This window comes from Shimia gijangensis (assembly GCF_900142085.1).
In the GTDB taxonomy this organism is placed as follows: Bacteria; Pseudomonadota; Alphaproteobacteria; order Rhodobacterales; family Rhodobacteraceae; genus Shimia; species Shimia gijangensis.
Window position 1 is genome coordinate 192828 of the sequence record NZ_FQZQ01000002.1, and the last position, 15200, is coordinate 208027.

Annotated in this window: 16 protein-coding genes; 4 read left to right on the forward strand and 12 right to left on the reverse strand. The window is 53.0% G+C overall.

The genetic code is table 11. The annotated features are described in order from the left end of the window. Positions 1-3 precede the first annotated feature (3 nt). The 9 genes from BUC32_RS02430 to BUC32_RS20585 form a co-directional block, all read right to left on the reverse strand. Positions 4-972 carry a type II secretion system F family protein gene (locus BUC32_RS02430; protein ID WP_073249025.1) on the reverse strand — a complete coding sequence of 323 codons (969 nt, stop codon included), beginning with the start codon at positions 970-972 and terminating at the stop codon, positions 4-6. 5 nt (positions 973-977) lie between these two features. After that, positions 978-2435: a CpaF family protein gene (locus BUC32_RS02435; RefSeq protein ID WP_073249027.1), complete on the reverse strand. Its 1458-nt coding sequence runs from the start codon at positions 2433-2435 to the stop codon at positions 978-980. A 16-nt stretch (positions 2436-2451) separates the two neighbouring features. Next, positions 2452-3720, reverse strand: coding sequence for an AAA family ATPase (locus tag BUC32_RS02440; protein ID WP_073249029.1), 1269 nt, complete (start codon positions 3718-3720; stop codon positions 2452-2454). A gap of 229 nt (positions 3721-3949) precedes the next feature. Then, on the reverse strand, positions 3950-4588 hold the full coding sequence (locus tag BUC32_RS02445; RefSeq protein WP_083599212.1) for an OmpA family protein: 639 nt from the start codon (positions 4586-4588) through the stop codon (positions 3950-3952). Positions 4589-4603: 15 nt separating this feature from the next. Next, positions 4604-5977 (reverse strand): type II and III secretion system protein family protein, encoded by a 1374-nt coding sequence (locus tag BUC32_RS02450; protein ID WP_073249033.1) that lies wholly within the window; start codon positions 5975-5977, stop codon positions 4604-4606. A 194-nt stretch (positions 5978-6171) separates the two neighbouring features. Beyond that, entirely contained in the window at positions 6172-7032 is an 861-nt protein-coding gene (gene cpaB, locus BUC32_RS02455; protein WP_073249035.1) for a Flp pilus assembly protein CpaB, read from the reverse strand. 328 nt (positions 7033-7360) lie between these two features. Next, positions 7361-7537, reverse strand: a complete 177-nt coding sequence (locus tag BUC32_RS20575; RefSeq protein ID WP_175556876.1) for a Flp family type IVb pilin — start codon at positions 7535-7537, stop codon at positions 7361-7363. A 312-nt stretch (positions 7538-7849) separates the two neighbouring features. Further along, a complete protein-coding gene (locus tag BUC32_RS20580) occupies positions 7850-8026 on the reverse strand; it encodes a hypothetical protein (RefSeq protein ID WP_175556877.1) in 177 nt (58 codons plus the stop codon). Positions 8027-8388: 362 nt separating this feature from the next. After that, a complete protein-coding gene (locus BUC32_RS20585; protein ID WP_175556877.1) occupies positions 8389-8565 on the reverse strand; it encodes a hypothetical protein in 177 nt (58 codons plus the stop codon). Positions 8566-8903: 338 nt separating this feature from the next. On the opposite strand from BUC32_RS20585, the gene BUC32_RS02465 reads away from it, so the two are divergent. After that, positions 8904-9713: a lytic transglycosylase domain-containing protein gene (locus tag BUC32_RS02465; RefSeq protein ID WP_407695237.1), complete on the forward strand. Its 810-nt coding sequence runs from the start codon at positions 8904-8906 to the stop codon at positions 9711-9713. 97 nt (positions 9714-9810) lie between these two features. Here the strand turns inward: BUC32_RS02465 and BUC32_RS02470 are convergent, their stop codons facing one another. The 3 genes from BUC32_RS02470 to BUC32_RS02480 are packed head-to-tail and all read right to left on the reverse strand — an operon-like array spanning position 9811 to position 12409. After that, entirely contained in the window at positions 9811-11184 is a 1374-nt protein-coding gene (locus BUC32_RS02470; protein WP_073249039.1) for an L-serine ammonia-lyase, read from the reverse strand. A gap of 2 nt (positions 11185-11186) precedes the next feature. Continuing rightward, positions 11187-11933 (reverse strand): glutathione S-transferase family protein, encoded by a 747-nt coding sequence (locus tag BUC32_RS02475; protein ID WP_322788004.1) that lies wholly within the window; start codon positions 11931-11933, stop codon positions 11187-11189. A 32-nt stretch (positions 11934-11965) separates the two neighbouring features. After that, on the reverse strand, positions 11966-12409 hold the full coding sequence (locus BUC32_RS02480; RefSeq protein WP_073249043.1) for a hypothetical protein: 444 nt from the start codon (positions 12407-12409) through the stop codon (positions 11966-11968). A gap of 76 nt (positions 12410-12485) precedes the next feature. Between BUC32_RS02480 and BUC32_RS02485 the strand changes: the two genes are divergently transcribed. The 3 genes from BUC32_RS02485 to gor all read left to right on the forward strand — a co-directional run bounded on the left by BUC32_RS02485 (position 12486) and on the right by gor (position 15154). Continuing rightward, the gene (locus tag BUC32_RS02485; protein WP_073249045.1) at positions 12486-12917 is read left to right on the forward strand and encodes a MarR family winged helix-turn-helix transcriptional regulator; all 432 of its coding nucleotides are present in this window, start codon (positions 12486-12488) and stop codon (positions 12915-12917) included. An 83-nt stretch (positions 12918-13000) separates the two neighbouring features. Beyond that, positions 13001-13789: a ribose-5-phosphate isomerase RpiA gene (gene rpiA, locus BUC32_RS02490; protein ID WP_073249047.1), complete on the forward strand. Its 789-nt coding sequence runs from the start codon at positions 13001-13003 to the stop codon at positions 13787-13789. 9 nt (positions 13790-13798) lie between these two features. After that, positions 13799-15154 carry a glutathione-disulfide reductase gene (gene gor / locus BUC32_RS02495; RefSeq protein WP_073249049.1) on the forward strand — a complete coding sequence of 452 codons (1356 nt, stop codon included), beginning with the start codon at positions 13799-13801 and terminating at the stop codon, positions 15152-15154. The last annotated feature ends 46 nt before the right edge of the window (positions 15155-15200 follow it).

Sequence of the window (15200 nt, forward strand, 5' to 3'; positions counted from 1 at the left end):
TTCTCAGACCTTAATGTCGGTCAAAATTCGCATCACGAACAAGTTGCCCGCAAGGAACAGCGCAACAATGATACAAGCCGGAATAAACCATTCGTGTGTCATTGCTTCATCATAGTAGTGAGGATCACTCAGGTTGATGAAAATCAGACAGGCAACAGGGAATCCGGACAGGAATTTCCCTGACCATTTGGCCTCGGCCGTGATGGCTTTTACGCGACGGAATAGGCGGAAACGGGCGCGGATCACTTTGGACAGCCCCGCAAGAATTTCAGCAAGGTTACCACCAGATTGCTGTTGAATAGTGACGGCAACAGCAAGGAACCGCAAATCCTGCATGTCCAGGCGTTCCGCCATATCCTTGAGCGCTTCGCCAACGTCGCGACCGTAGGCGGCTTCATCCGAAATCACACCGAATTCAGTCGCGAGGGGATCTTCAACTTCCTTTGCCACGATCCCCAGAGCTGAAGTGAAAGGATGACCCACTTTGAGCGACCTCACCATCAGCTCAATGGCGTCAGGCAGTTGCTCTTCAATCATGCTAAGGCGTTTATTGGCTTTGTGGCTGACCCAGAAATAGACACCGCCCACACCTGCAATCACACCGATTACAGCGTTCATAATCGGGCCGGATCCGGTTCCGACGGTCAGTGCCAGAAAGGACAGAACGCTTACGCCTGCCATCATCATCATCAGCTGTTTAGGCGTAAATGCGATGGCGGCCTTTTGCGCCCTGCTCGTCAGAAGAGAGTAAAGCGGAATAGATCGGGCTTTGGTGTGCTGGCGCATCTCTTTGCGCAGCTGTTCTAGCACTTCTTCGCGGCGTGTGCCTTTGTCCAGCATTTCCAGACGACGGTTGACCCGATTGCTTAGGCTGATCGACCGGCCAAACACCGTGAGATACACGCCCTCCACAAGGACGACTACGCCGATAAAGATCATTCCGTAAATGATGAGTTCAGGGCTGAAGGGCATGATCGTTACTCCGCTGTCGGTTCATAGATGCTGGAAGGCAGATCATAGCCCCACATCCGGAAACGTTCTGAATAGTGGCTACGTACGCCAGTGGCCGTGAAGTGACCGATGATTGTGTTTTCGGGGCCAAGCCCGGTGCGCTGGTAGCGAAAGATTTCTTGCATCGAAATCACATCGCCTTCCATGCCGGTGATCTCGGTGATCGACGTCATGCGCCGCGAGCCGTCCTGCAGGCGTGAGGCTTGTACAATCAAGTTTACAGCCGAAGAAATCTGCGAGCGAACGGCCTTGAGCGGCATTTCAATTCCGGCCATTGCGATCATGTTTTCAAGACGGGAAATACCGTCACGCGCGTTGTTGGCGTGGATTGTGGTCATTGATCCGTCGTGGCCGGTGTTCATGGCCTGCAACATATCGATCACTTCTTCGCCACGCGTCTCACCCACGATGATCCGGTCCGGACGCATCCGAAGGGCGTTTTTCAGACAGTCACGCGGGGAGACTTCACCTTTACCTTCGACGTTTGGCGGGCGGCTTTCCATCCGTCCAACATGTGTCTGTTGCAGTTGGAGTTCCGCCGTATCCTCGATGGTCAAGATACGTTCTGCGTTGTCGATAAAGGAGGAGAGCGCGTTTAGCGTGGTGGTCTTACCAGAGCCGGTACCGCCCGAAACAATGATGTTCAGGCGTGTAGCGACAGCGGCCTGAAGGTAGGCCGCCATCTCTTCGGAGAACGCCCCAAAGTTGACCAGGTCATCGATGCCCAGCTTGTCCTTTTTAAATTTCCGGATCGATACCAACGAACCGTCAACCGCAACCGGCGGGACCATGGCGTTGAAACGAGACCCGTCTGCAAGGCGCGCATCCACATATGGGTTGGATTCATCAACCCGACGTCCAACGGCCGAGACAATCTTGTCGATGATCCGCAAAAGATGCTTTTCATCTTTGAAAGTGACGTCTGTCAGCTGAAGCTTACCAGCGCGTTCCACAAATATCTGTTGCGGGCCGTTGATCAAAATATCGTTGACCGTGTCATCCTGAAGAAGCGGTTCAAGTGGGCCAAGGCCAGTCACTTCGTTGTAAAGCTCTTGATTGAGAACCGAGCGCTCTTCGCGGTTCAAAACAATCGCACGTTCTTGCAAAACTTCGCTCGCGATTGAGCTGATCTCGGCTTTCAGGTCCTGTTCTGTGGCCGATTCCAAAGCAGAGAGGTTGAGGTTGTCGAGCAATTCGCGGTGCAGTTCGAGCTTGATTTCACCAAGACGCTCTTTGCGTTTGCGCTCTTTGTCGGCCGGAGCGACCTGGGCCGGTCCAGTGCGTGCAACCTTTTTGCGAACCACTGTGTTTTCCTTGGCCGGGGCCGTGGAATTGGCAGGTTTTGGTGCCGGGGCACTCGCCGCAGCGTCGGTTTTCGCAGCCGCAGGAGCTTCTGCTTCTGGCTTTTTGTATCTTGAGAACATCTAGCTTTCCCTCGATTTACGCGGCTTTTGGATCGGATTGATCCAAGTCATGCAGGCTATCCGCCAGCTTTCCGATTTCTTTGCGCAGTGGGTTCTTCGCAGCGGAACTTGCCAAAGGAAGGCCATGGTCCGATCCTTGCATCACCTGACGGCCGCCATCAGGCAGAAGCACATCAATTGAAATACCTAGGCTTTCGGCAAGGCGCTTGACCCGGCTCTTGCCAGCCAAATCTGTAAACTTCGGCGCTCGGTTCAGCACATATCGCAGTTTTTCAAACGGCAGTTCCTCGGCTTGCAAAGCCCGTTTCATCCGCATTGCGTTTTGCGCCGAACGCATATCAATCTCGAGAGTCGCGAAATATACGTGGGATGCTGTAAGGACCGTTTCGGTCCACTGCACCAGGGTTGACGGCATGTCGACAATCACAAAGTCATAGTGACGACGCGCCGTTTCCAGAATGCGTTCGATATCTTCAGATTGGATCATATCCAGTGGAATCATGTCGGGTGGAGCGGTCAGTACGCTCATCTTGTCTTCGTATTGCACCAACGCCTGGCCAAAGCTTTCGCTATCCATACCCTCGGTGTCGGTCAGCAATTCGAACACTGACTCGCGGCGTGGCAAGTCCAGAAAAGTTGATACCGACCCAAACTGAAGGTCCAAATCGATCAAGCAAACGCGCGGGGCGTTGTCTTTGCCGGTATTGGCCAACTCCCAGCCCAGGTTCACGGCCAAGGTCGTGGCACCAGTTCCGCCAGCAAGACCGTGCACGGCGATCAACACGCCTTCGCGAGAGTTTGCGTTGCTATTCAGAGCCACAGTCGCGGATTCTACCGGGGCCTGCTCTACAGGTTGAGGAGCCTGGGCAACCGGGGGCGGCTGGCGCAGGCGCTCAATCACTTCAAGCAGCTCACCTTTGGGAAGCGGGTAGGGGACAAATTCGTCGGCACCGTGACGCAGAAGTTTGTGAAGCGAGGCGGGCGTCACATCTTCGGCAATCAGAATCGTGCGGATATTGTGTTCTTTGGCTGCGTCGATGATTTCTTTTAGCTGAGACAAGTTGTCTTCATCATAATCATCAATGGCCAGAGCAATGAATTCAAGATCCTGAGCGTCCGGCTGATCAAAGAACATCAGCGCGTCACCGAATCCAAGATCTCCCCATTGTTCCCCGAGAGCCTCTTCCATATCGACGATAAGAAGCTCAAAGTTCTGAACATCTCGGCATACAGTGCATGCGAGAATGGCGCTTGGATTGCTGTCGATTGTCGTATCACTCGTCATATCAGCCTCAGGTCCTTTTTTGTAAGGCCCCTAGAATGGTTATCTGGTTGTTCACGACACGCACACGTCCTGATCCAATCAGCATTCTAGGAGCCCGCATCCGACTCATATCGGACGCACTACTGCCTTTTGACTGAATTTCACTCGGAACTTTGGCAACATTGGGGCCAAAAAGCCGAAATTGTGCGGAATTTTGCGACGATCGCCCCCCGAAGGAGGCGATTGTTCCTTATTGCGAGGTTTGGAACTCGCTGCCCGAAATACCGGAAAGGCCAGTCGTAGCTTCACCGCTCGCAACATAGTCGCGATAGATGATTTGGGCGTATTTTCCGTCGAGGACGGTTGGATTGCGGCTGACAAAGCCTGAAACTTCGGTCACGGTGCGGCGATTCTTGCGCTCGCGTCCATCCGTTACGACGAGTGGCTGTGTTTTTCCAAGAGAAACAAGAGCTTCTAGGCGGCTGCGACTGATGCCCTGGGTCGAAAGATATCTGACCACGGCATTGGCGCGACGTTTGCCCAACGAATAGTTGTATTGGCTCGAACCCACCGCGTCTGTGTGGCCATAGACCCGAAAGCGAACTTCGGGAAATTGGCGGATCCAGTTCGCCTGTTGACGCAGAACTGTGCGAGCCTGTTCGTCCAGTTGATAGCTGTCGAACTCAAAATTGATGGTGGAATTGACCTCGGTCGCAAATCGATTGGCGAGTTGAATTGTATAACTCTTTTCACCCGTTTGGATTTGTGTGTTGTTGGTCGTTGCGACACCAAAGTTGCCGCGGTCCAAGTCGCCGCCTGCCTCGGGGTAGTTGTCCCAGTTGCATGCTGCCAGAGCGACCAGCGAAACTGTTGCGATAATCTGTTTCATATGCCCCCGCATCCCTTAATCCATCACATAGCCGTAAGAACCGCCAAAGTCCTGCTTGGCCACTTCACCAGCAGCACCAGAAGTCGGGCGTTTGTCCTTGGCAACTTTGCCGTAAAGGAACAAATCTTTCTCACTTGGTGGTTTGATCCGATCCGTTGGTAGGGCCAAAGCTTCGCCGTGTGTCGGTGTCACCAAATGTGCGGTGATAATGATAACCAATTCAGACTGGTCGCGCTGATATTCAGCACTGCGAAACAGCGAACCCAGTACAGGGATATCGCCCAGCCATGGGATTTGTCCGGTTTTGTCCTGAAAGTCGTCTTCCAGAAGACCTGCAATCGCAAAGCTTTCTCCGTCGCGCAGCTCAACCGTTGTCGAGGCCTCGCGGCGACGAAAGGCGGCAATCGAAAACGTGCCGTCTTCATAAGCATTGGCAGTATCAATGGCCGAAACCGCGGTTTCCAGCTCAAGATTAATCAAGTCGCCATCGACAACACGTGGAATAAAGTTGAGTTCAACGCCAAACGGCTTGAATTCAATGGTAACTGCGCCATTTTCCTGACTTACCGGAACCGGATACTCGCCACCCGCCAAAAACTTGGCTTCCTGACCGGAAAGGGCTGTGAGATTGGGTTCAGACAACGTGCGAACCACGCCTTTTTGCTCAAGAGCTTCCAAAAGGACACCAACTTCGACCGACCCTATATCAAACGAGAAGCCAAGAGCACCAAGTCTGTCTGGGTTCGCACCGTTTAGAAGCGATCCGGTGAAGATCGAGCCGTTGGTACCAGAAGCCGATATCGAAGAGCTTAGGGATTTTGACACGGTACGTTGCATTTCGGCAAATCGTACTTTCAACAATACTTGCTGGACGCCGCCGACGGTCATCAGGTTTGATACCCGCTCGGGTGCGTAACGTTCAGCCAGATCCAGAGCGCGCTGCAATTTTTGCATACTGGAAATCGTTCCAGACAGGACGATGCCGTCATTTGCCGTTCGGACTTCAACCTTTTCGCTGGGCAAAATCTGACGCAGGCGCTCTTTGAACTCGCTGATGTCAGGAGCAACCCGAACCTCAACATTGGTAATCAGGCGCCCGGTGGCGTCCAGAAGAGTCAATGTTGTAGCACCCGGTGCCTTGCCCAATACATATATTGTACGGTCTGACAGCGAAGAGATGTCCGCAATTCCGGGATTTGCAATGCTGAGTTCCGCAAAGGGAACGTCACTTTCAACCACAACAGCTCGGTTCATGGGAACGCTCAAAACCGAGTCGGTTCCATTGCGAACAACCTTGAGTGTCTCAGCCTGTGCAACAGGAGAGAAAGTGGGAGATACACTGATGGCGAGACCCAAAAGGGCTGCGCCGAAAATTCTACGATATGTCATGTGACCTGCCTCTATGATCACGCCTCGGATGTGGATCTTTCGTCCACTGTTTCATCTACTGTGGGGCAATTCGGGTTTCATTGCAAGAATCAATGCGTTCCGGGCCGTTTCTCATGTGTGTCTGTGGCAACAGACCGAGAACGCAAAGAGGGCGGCACATTCGGTGCCGCTCTCTTTAACATGTTGAATTCAAATCAATTTGTACAGGGGATTGGGATTTCCACGACGTCTGCACCTTTACGTGTGCGGATCGTACATTCTCTTTCCTCAACTATTTCCTGTGCGATTTCCTGGCGCGCAATACCCAAAAGGCTGCGCTGGTCAACTTCGATGGCATTCGCAATTGTGTCGTCCGAAGCGCCCACAAGTGAGAGCGAAAGTGAACCAGTTGACTGGGCCTGTGCAAGGGCTGCAACCTGTTGAGGCGTTGCAGCGACCGTCACGGTTCTGGCAACCTTACCTTCTTCAACATCCTGATTTGCGGTCTGGTCGACGGCAATCAGGTTGACGCCTGCTTCGATCAGCTTTGTGATTTCGTCATTGCCAATCTCTTTGCCAGAGCCTTTGAAGCGGCCGGTCCAATAGATATCAACGCGGTCGCCGGGACGCAGGAAGCCAGATACACCAGAGGCCACATCAACCTTTATGGCAAAAGCACGCATGCCGCGCTTAAGTCGTGTGGTCAGGCCAGCCTCTTCGCCGGGCTTCGTCACTTTGATCGCCATCAGGGCTTCTTTGGCCTCCATTGCGCGCAAAACGTGGCGAGGGCGGTCTTCGTTAGCAGGGAAAAGATCTTCCTTGGTGTTGAAAACGCCTTCGGGGAGAGATGACTTTGGAAACTTCACCAATTTCACATCTTCTGGTGTCAGAGCCTCTCCATAGGTCAAGGCTCTAGTGGTGACGAAAACGTCGACCGTTTTGATTTCGGGTTTGCGGGATGCACGTTCTTTGTCCAGCTGTGACTGGAACCCTTCAACGTAATCCTTAGCCAAGTATACGGCGGCACCAGCAAGTCCAATGCCAACCAATAATACAAGAGCAAATATCACACGCATGGCGTCTACCTCTCAATTCACGCGCCCAACAATCCAATGGAATGCCTGGAAGCGCATATGTCCACGATCTAATCTGATGTATGAATGTGGCGAAAACAGGGTGCCTTGGGGATGCTTTCAAGGCCCAATGTTTGACTGAGACAGCAAAAAAACCCACACTTGGTGGGTATTTCATTCCTCATAGTAAACCGAGGCTGAACAGCCAACGGTTTTACCTAGACCAAAATCACTCGTTAATGAAACGCCAGCGCGTTTTCAAAACAAAGGCCTCACCTTTTTGTGGCGTGCCCCCGCAGATTTCTAGCAGATTTCTAGATGACCCGCCGCATTATTGGTGTTCAGATGCGATTTCCGAAGCCGCTGAGTTTGCCAACGCCAGTGTGTTTTCTTCGATTGCTACGTAGGCAATAACGGCCAAACCAACAACGCCTGCTGTCAGAATGACCCAGTCGACTGTGACAGCGCCATCTTCGTCTTTGCAAAAATACTCTAAAAACTTGATCATAATGTGTCCCTCCAACGGATCAGTTTTGTTCTAGTCGTTCCATTGCCAGTTATCCTTGACTGAGCTTGACACCCGTGTGGCTTGGTGTGAACCAACCATCGCCCGAGAATTTGGCACCAATTGGGCAGAAATCGCACCATTTCGGCTGATTCTCCGGCCATTCGACGAGGTTTCGAATCTTCAGGGCGAATTTGAAACGTCGGGAAAGGCAGCAAGTCGTCTTCGTTTTGCACCGAGCAACAGGTGCGTAAATGCAAAAAAGGCCGCGCACTCATGTAATGCGGCCTTCTTGCGATTCGTAAACGCGTCGAATTAGTTGCTTTCGCCAGCAATTTCCGAAGCGGCCGAGTTAGCCAGGTCCAGAGTTTTGCTTTCGATTGCTGTGTAAGCAGCAACGGCCAGGCCAACAACAGCTGCGGTCAGAACAACCCAGTCAACAGTTACGGCGCCGTTTTCGTCTTTGCGAAAGTTTTTGATGAACTTGATCATAGTGTGTCCCTCCAAAGGATCAGTTTAGTTTCGTCACGACCTAACCGGGCATCTTGGGGGCTCTTTGTGATGCCCATGTCCGACTTGGTATGAGCATAATATCGCCTTTGATTCTGGCATGATTTGGGCAAGATTCGCACCATTGTCGTTCATTTTTTCGGTATTTCAGTGAAGTTTTTGCCTTCTAACTCTTTGGTGAAACGCGCAAAGAACAGAGCTGCTGTTTTTCGTGACGTGACAGCGGTACGGCAGTTTTCCAACCTACCACTAAGATGGGTGTCATTGAAAATGTTCTCAAAACAAAAAAAAGGCCGCGCCACCTGTGTGGCACGGCCTTCTATTACGTCAAGTGACGCGTCGAATTAGTTGCTTTCGCCAGCAATTTCCGAAGCGGCCGAGTTAGCCAGATCCAGAGTTTTGCTTTCGATTGCTGTGTAAGCAGCAACAGCCAGGCCAACAACAGCTGCGGTCAGAACAACCCAGTCAACAGTTACGGCGCCGTTTTCGTCTTTGCGAAAGTTTTTGATGAACTTGATCATAGTGTGTCCCTCCAAAGGATCAGTTTAGTTTTCGTTTCGACCTGCCGGGAATGTGTAGGTGTTTAAAAACCTGTTCCCGACTTGGTATGCAGTATTTATCGGCTCGGATTCGGGCACGAATGGGGCACGATTGGCGCCATTTTGCAGCGCACTGAAAAAAGTGCGTAAAATGCGATAAGTATCAGATAATTAACAATAATTTAATCTTGAAGGCGCCGTTTTTCCAAAAAATTAGATCTGAAATGGTGGAATTTGGCAATTTTGCCTCGTTTTGAGGAGGGAGTCTGGCCTTGAAACACCAATTCTGCGAAGATTCCATTAACAGCAGTTAGAGGCACATGATGAAACTAAAGTGGCGAGTGGGTGTGTGTTTGGCTGTGGCTCTGTTTGTACAGCCTATGATGGCCGAGTCTCCACCACCATTTGCAGACTTCAGCGCTAAACGCGTTAAAGCCCCGCCAAAAGGCGCGAAGCCCAAAATTGATGTTCAGATCACCATTCAGGATACCGTTGTCACGGTTTCAAAGCCGCAATCATCCGAAGGTGCCTCGTCGACGCCGGGTCAGTACGGGTGGTTTTGGGACGAGATTTCGCCGGATATCGCTGAATCCGGAGGGGGGCGACTTGAACCTGCGTTGATAAGGCTATCACGCCCTCCTGAAGGGCAGGGTGTCAAAGCACCGCGTTTGCAGTCACTGCTGGAAATTGCTCAGAAGCACGGCACCGACATTCTTATCGCGACTGTTGGTACCCAGGTTTCACCTGCACTGGTGTTGGCGATGATCGCGGTTGAGTCGAGCGGTGACAAAGATGCGCAAAGCGGGGCTGGGGCCCAAGGGTTGATGCAATTGATGCCAGTCACGTCCCAACGATTTGATGTCGAGGACCCATTTGATTCGGCACAGAACATCAAGGGTGGTGTCGCTTTCCTTGAGATATTAATGAGCAGCTTTGATCGAGATCCGATTCTGGTATTGGCCGGGTACAATGCCGGAGAGAATGCTGTCCGCAAGGCCAATGGAGTTCCGGAATATGCCGAAACACGTGATTATGTGCCAAAGGTGTTGGTCGCATACTCGGTGGCGCGGGGGCTGTGTCGTACGCCGCCCCAATTGATTACAGACGGCTGCGTGTTCGCGCTGAACTAGTAGCCGGGAAAAAGGGCGCTGCCCGGTACATCTCATTTGCAGTGCATGGACAGCGTATGTTCCAGAGTAGTTATTAAAAAAATGAAGACGGGCTTGGTCAACAGTTGGGAATATTGACTGCGAGACCACCAAGTGACGTTTCTTTGTAGCGTTCATGCATGTCATGCCCGGTTTGACGCATGGTTTCGATCACTGAATCTAGCGGGACAAAATGCTGCCCGTCGCCGCGCAAGGCCAGAGACGCGGCGCTGACTGCTTTAATGGCACCAAGACCATTGCGCTCGATGCAGGGTACCTGAACCAGCCCTTTGACCGGGTCGCAAGTCATGCCAAGGTGATGTTCCAGTGCGATTTCGGCGGCATTCTCTACTTGCTCAGGCGTACCGCCCATCACGGCGCAAAGCCCGGCAGCGGCCATAGCTGCGGCACTGCCCACTTCGGCCTGACAACCCGCTTCTGCTCCGGAAATAGAGGCATTGAATTTGACCAGTCCTCCAATGGCGGCGGCGGTCAGCAAAAATTCGCTAATTCGTGAAGGGGTGGCGCCAGGCACGTGATCCAGCCAATACCGGATCACAGAGGGCATCACGCCCGCCGCCCCGTTGGTTGGGGCCGTCACAACCTGGCCTCCCGCGGCATTTTCTTCATTCACGGCCATCGCGTAGGCGCTCATCCAGTCGTTAATGGTATGGGGCGCATTCAGGTTCATTCCGCGTTCAGCCACCAAAGAGTCGTGGATAGATTTGGCGCGACGTTTCACGCCCAGCCCTCCGGGCAGGATGCCGTCGGTGCTGAGGCCACGCTCGATGCAATCGTTCATGACTTCCCAGATCCGCGCAGTCCCCTTAGCAAAGCTTTCGGGACAACCCCGCGCAATCTCGTTAGCCTTTTTCATTTCGGCAATGGACTTGCCGGACGTGGTGGTCATCTCCAGCATCTCAGCGGCGGATTTGAACGGGTAGGGTACAGGGGGTCCTTCGTTGGTGTCGGCGCCTGCAGCCAGTTCGGCCTCGGTCATGACAAAGCCACCGCCAATAGAATAGTAGGTTTCCTGCAGAATCACGTCGCCCTGCGCGTCTGTGGCCATCAGGATCATGCCATTGGAATGGCCAGGCAGGTTTGGTCCGAAGTCAAATTTCAGATCTTCGTGCGGATCAAAGTGTAGATCGCGGAGGCCTTCGGGGTGCACTATGCCGGTCGCGCGAATGGCGTCCAGTGCGGCCTCGGCTTTTTCTGCGTCGTAGGTGTCAGGCAAAAAACCAGCCAACCCAAGGATTGTGGCGCGATCGGTGGCATGTCCAACCCCGGTAAAGGCCAGAGAACCATGCAATGAAGCGCGCAGGCCGTGAAACTCAAAAGGAGATGCGCGCATCAGATCAAGGAACCGGGCGGCAGCAACCATAGGGCCCATGGTGTGGGACGAAGACGGGCCAACGCCCACCTTGAACATATCAAAGACAGACAGGAACATAGCTACAGTGCCACTCCTTCGGGGGGATTGGGATAGTTTGGTGTGCTGAAGGGATTTAAGTCCATCCCTTCGGATTTGATGAGCGAAGCGACGCTTGGGCGGATGTCTATGCGGCGGGTCAGAGCGGCAAGTGAAGGCCATCGTGACAGCGCAAACCAATCGGTATCGCCGGCAGGGTACAGGGCTGACCAGCGCAACATGGCCACGACATAGAGATCGACAACGGATACATCAGCTCCGCAAAACCATTCGTGATCGTCTTGCGACAGAGCTTCTAACAGATCAAAACTACGGCAAAGGGTCGCGCGGGCGTGAGCGCGCAAAGTGGCCTGAGTTTCCTCATCGTCTCCGACATATTTCTCAGGATAAAAATTCAGACGCAAATTCGCGTGGGTCGTGTTGGACAGATAGAATAGCCATTTCAAGAAGCTTGCGCGCTCATCGCTACCGGGATGTGGGGCCATCGCACCATGAGCTTCCGTCAGCCAAAGCAAAATAGCGGCGGTTTCGAAAACCGGCCCTTGCGAGGTTTCCAAAACCGGGATCAGGCCCGCAGGGTTGATTGCCCGGTATTCCGGGCTGTTCTGGGCGTCAATTGAGCGATCCACCAGAATGGTTTCATAAGGGGCCCCCAATTCTTCAAGCGCCAGTCGCACAATGAGCGAGGCGTTATCGGGAGCATAGTGAAGGCGCAGAGGTTGATCCATCAGATGAAGATAATGAGGCTCTGCGCCCAAAGGCAGTCTCAAAGCGACGTTTCCTATCGGAAACGCGCAGCCTATCAGCCGCGTTTCCGGCGACGGGCTCGAAAAGCGATACCATCTTTCATGTTAAGGCTAAGGAGGGTGATGTTGGTGGCCCCAGCGATCAACTCCAGTCCTTGCAGGCTATAGAAGATCACATCGAAGTGTCCGGCCTGAGCGCGTAGGGCGAGAAAAATCGCGCTGGGCAGGAGGATCAGAATACCGTTAGCGGCGATGATCTTCATGCGCTTGGTTTTGCGGGCCACTTCAGGTAGGCGCCAGCCTTTGCCCAGGGTGTTACCTGTTGCCCCAGCGGTTGCCATAGCGGGGATTAGTATCAGCATTCCCCAAAGAACTGCGGTTTTGACGGCGGCAATGGTCTCATGTGTCCCAAAGATTTCGGACAGAATGGTTGACGTCCAAAAGGATGAAATGGTCAGGAGTGCGATGGTTCCGGCGGCGGCGTGGATGATAAGTTTCATGGGCAATTTCCTTTTGCATAGCGTGCTATATAAATAGATGTTGAATAGCACGCTATGCAATTGCATATTTGCGCACATGAGTTTTTCAAAAATGCACTCGGCTGGATTTCTGGCCAATCTGATGGCGCGTAAGTTTGCTGCGAGGCTTCAGCATGAAGTGCGCGATCTGGGGCTTGCACCTGCGCAATTCATGGTTTTGGCAGAGATGGCAGAACGGGATGGACTGACCCAACGCCAACTTGTCGAACGGCTGGAGGTTGAACAGGCAACCATGGCGAATACTCTGGCCAGAATGGAAAGAGATGGCCTGATTCGTCGCGCGATCAGTGATGCGGATCGGCGCGCCAAATGCATTTTCGTCACGGACAAGGGGCGCAGCCGGCTCGAAATCGCCTTTCAGCGCGCGCAAAAAGTGAACGCCATCGCCACGTCAGACCTGACATCGCAAGAGACCGAGATGTTCGTGAATTTGATGAATAAAGTGATTGAGACCCTAAAGCGGCATTAGAAGCGACCACAGGCGATGATTTCCCGTGGCCCTAGGCGCACAACTTTCCTATAACCTTTCTAACAGAATGAGGGAGTCGCAGCATGACCGGAGAGTTGTCACCGATCGACAAGGCAAAATTTGTTGCTGCCAAGAAGGCTGCAGAATACGTCGAAGACGGGATGCGTGTTGGTTTGGGGACCGGTTCAACCGCGGCCTGGCTGGTGCGTTGCCTGGGCGAAATGGTGCGCGATGAAGGTCTACGCATTCAGGGCGTGCCAACATCGACACGCACTGCGCAACTTGCTCAGGAGGTTGGCATCAAAGTTGTCAGCCTCGATGAAGCACGCTGGTTAGATGTCACTATTGATGGTGCTGATGAGTTCGATCGCGATCTGAACCTTATCAAAGGCGGTGGCGGTGCGTTGCTGCAGGAAAAGATTGTTGCAACAGCCTCAGACCAAATGGTTGTGATTGCGGATGTCGGTAAAGAGGTCGAAACTCTTGGAGCATTCCCGCTTCCGGTGGAAGTTATTCCGTTCGGCTGGCAGACAACGCAAGCTCTGATCGAAGAGACCCTGGTCAGCCTAGATGTGCTGGGGCGGAAATCGACGCTGCGCATGAACAACGACAGTCCCTTTGTTACGGACGAAGGCAATCACATTCTGGATTTGCATCTCAATCGTATTGGTGATGCGCGCCAGATGGCTTTGGTGCTCAATCAAATGCCTGGGGTGGTTGAAAACGGCTTGTTCATCGATATCTGTGATGCAGTTGTTGTCGGTTTTGGGGATGGACGCGTAGAAGTGCGTGACATCAACGCCGGGACAATTGAAGAGAGTATGCTGGATTTTGCAGAATCCGACAATCTCTTTGCTGATCTGGTAGATTAAGGGCGTAAGATGAATTTCGACTATGATTTATTTGTCATCGGCGGTGGCTCCGGTGGGGTTCGGGCTGCGCGTGTTGCGGCACAAGAAGGTGCGCGTGTCGCATTAGCAGAAGAAGACCGCTATGGCGGAACCTGCGTGATCCGGGGCTGTGTGCCCAAAAAGCTCATGGTGTTTGCCAGTGAATATGCAGACATCGTTGAAGATGCACAGGCATATGGCTGGGATATCAAGCCCGGTGCTTTTGACTGGGATGCGTTTCGCACAAAGCTTTACGCAGAGCTGGACCGTCTGGAGAATGTCTATCGTGGCATTCTGAAGAACAACGGTGTCGAAACTTTTGACCAGCGTGCCAAGATGGCGGACGCGCACACGGTCGAGCTGGCCGATGGTACACGTAAAACCGCCAAACACATCCTGTTGGCAATGGGTGGTCGTCCGGTCCTGCCGGGTATTCCCGGCGACGAGATTGGCATCACGTCCAACGATATCTTCCATATGGAAAAGATGCCCGAATCGATTCTGATTGTGGGTGGTGGATATATTGCGTCTGAGTTTGCCGGTATTCTGAACGGCCTTGGTGTGAAAGTGACGCAATACTATCGCGGTGCTCAGATTTTGCGGGGCTTTGACGACGAAGCACGTGGCCTGGTGAGCGAAGAGATGTGCCAGAAGGGTATCGATCTGCATTTGGGAACCAATGTGCTTGAGATGCGCAAAGAGGGTGACAAAGTCTGGGTCAAGGCAACCAACGGCGATGAACGCCTGTTTGATCACGTGATGTTCGCTACTGGCCGTTCGCCCAACACTGAAGGTATGGGGCTGGAAGAGATTGGCGTTGAAATAGGTCGCAAAGGTGAGGTTATCGTGGATGACTACAGTCAGACCGCCGTGCCGTCTGTTTACGCAGTGGGCGATGTGACAGACCGTGTGAACCTCACACCGGTGGCAATCCGCGAAGGCATGGCTTTTGTGGAAACCGTGTTCAAAGGCACCCCGACCAAGCCCGATCATGAATTGATCCCGACAGCGATTTTCACGCAGCCTGAAATCGGCACCGTCGGACTGTCCGAGGAAGATGCCCGTGAGCAAGAGCCAATTGAGGTTTACGCAACCAGCTTTAAACCCATGCAGCAGTCTTTTGCCGGACGCAGTGAACGGGTCTTGATGAAACTAGTGGTTAGCCAGAAAACCCGCAAGGTTCTGGGCTGTCACATTGTGGCACCGGGCGCAGGCGAAATGATCCAGTTGGCGGGTATCGCCGTGAAAATGGGTGCCACCAAAGAAGACTTTGATCGCACCGTGGCGGTGCACCCGACAATGTCGGAAGAGATAGTGACAATGAAAACTCCAACCCGTACGGGTTGATTTTCTTCAGGGTCTGCACAGTTTATGGTGCAGGCCAAGGCGTGAT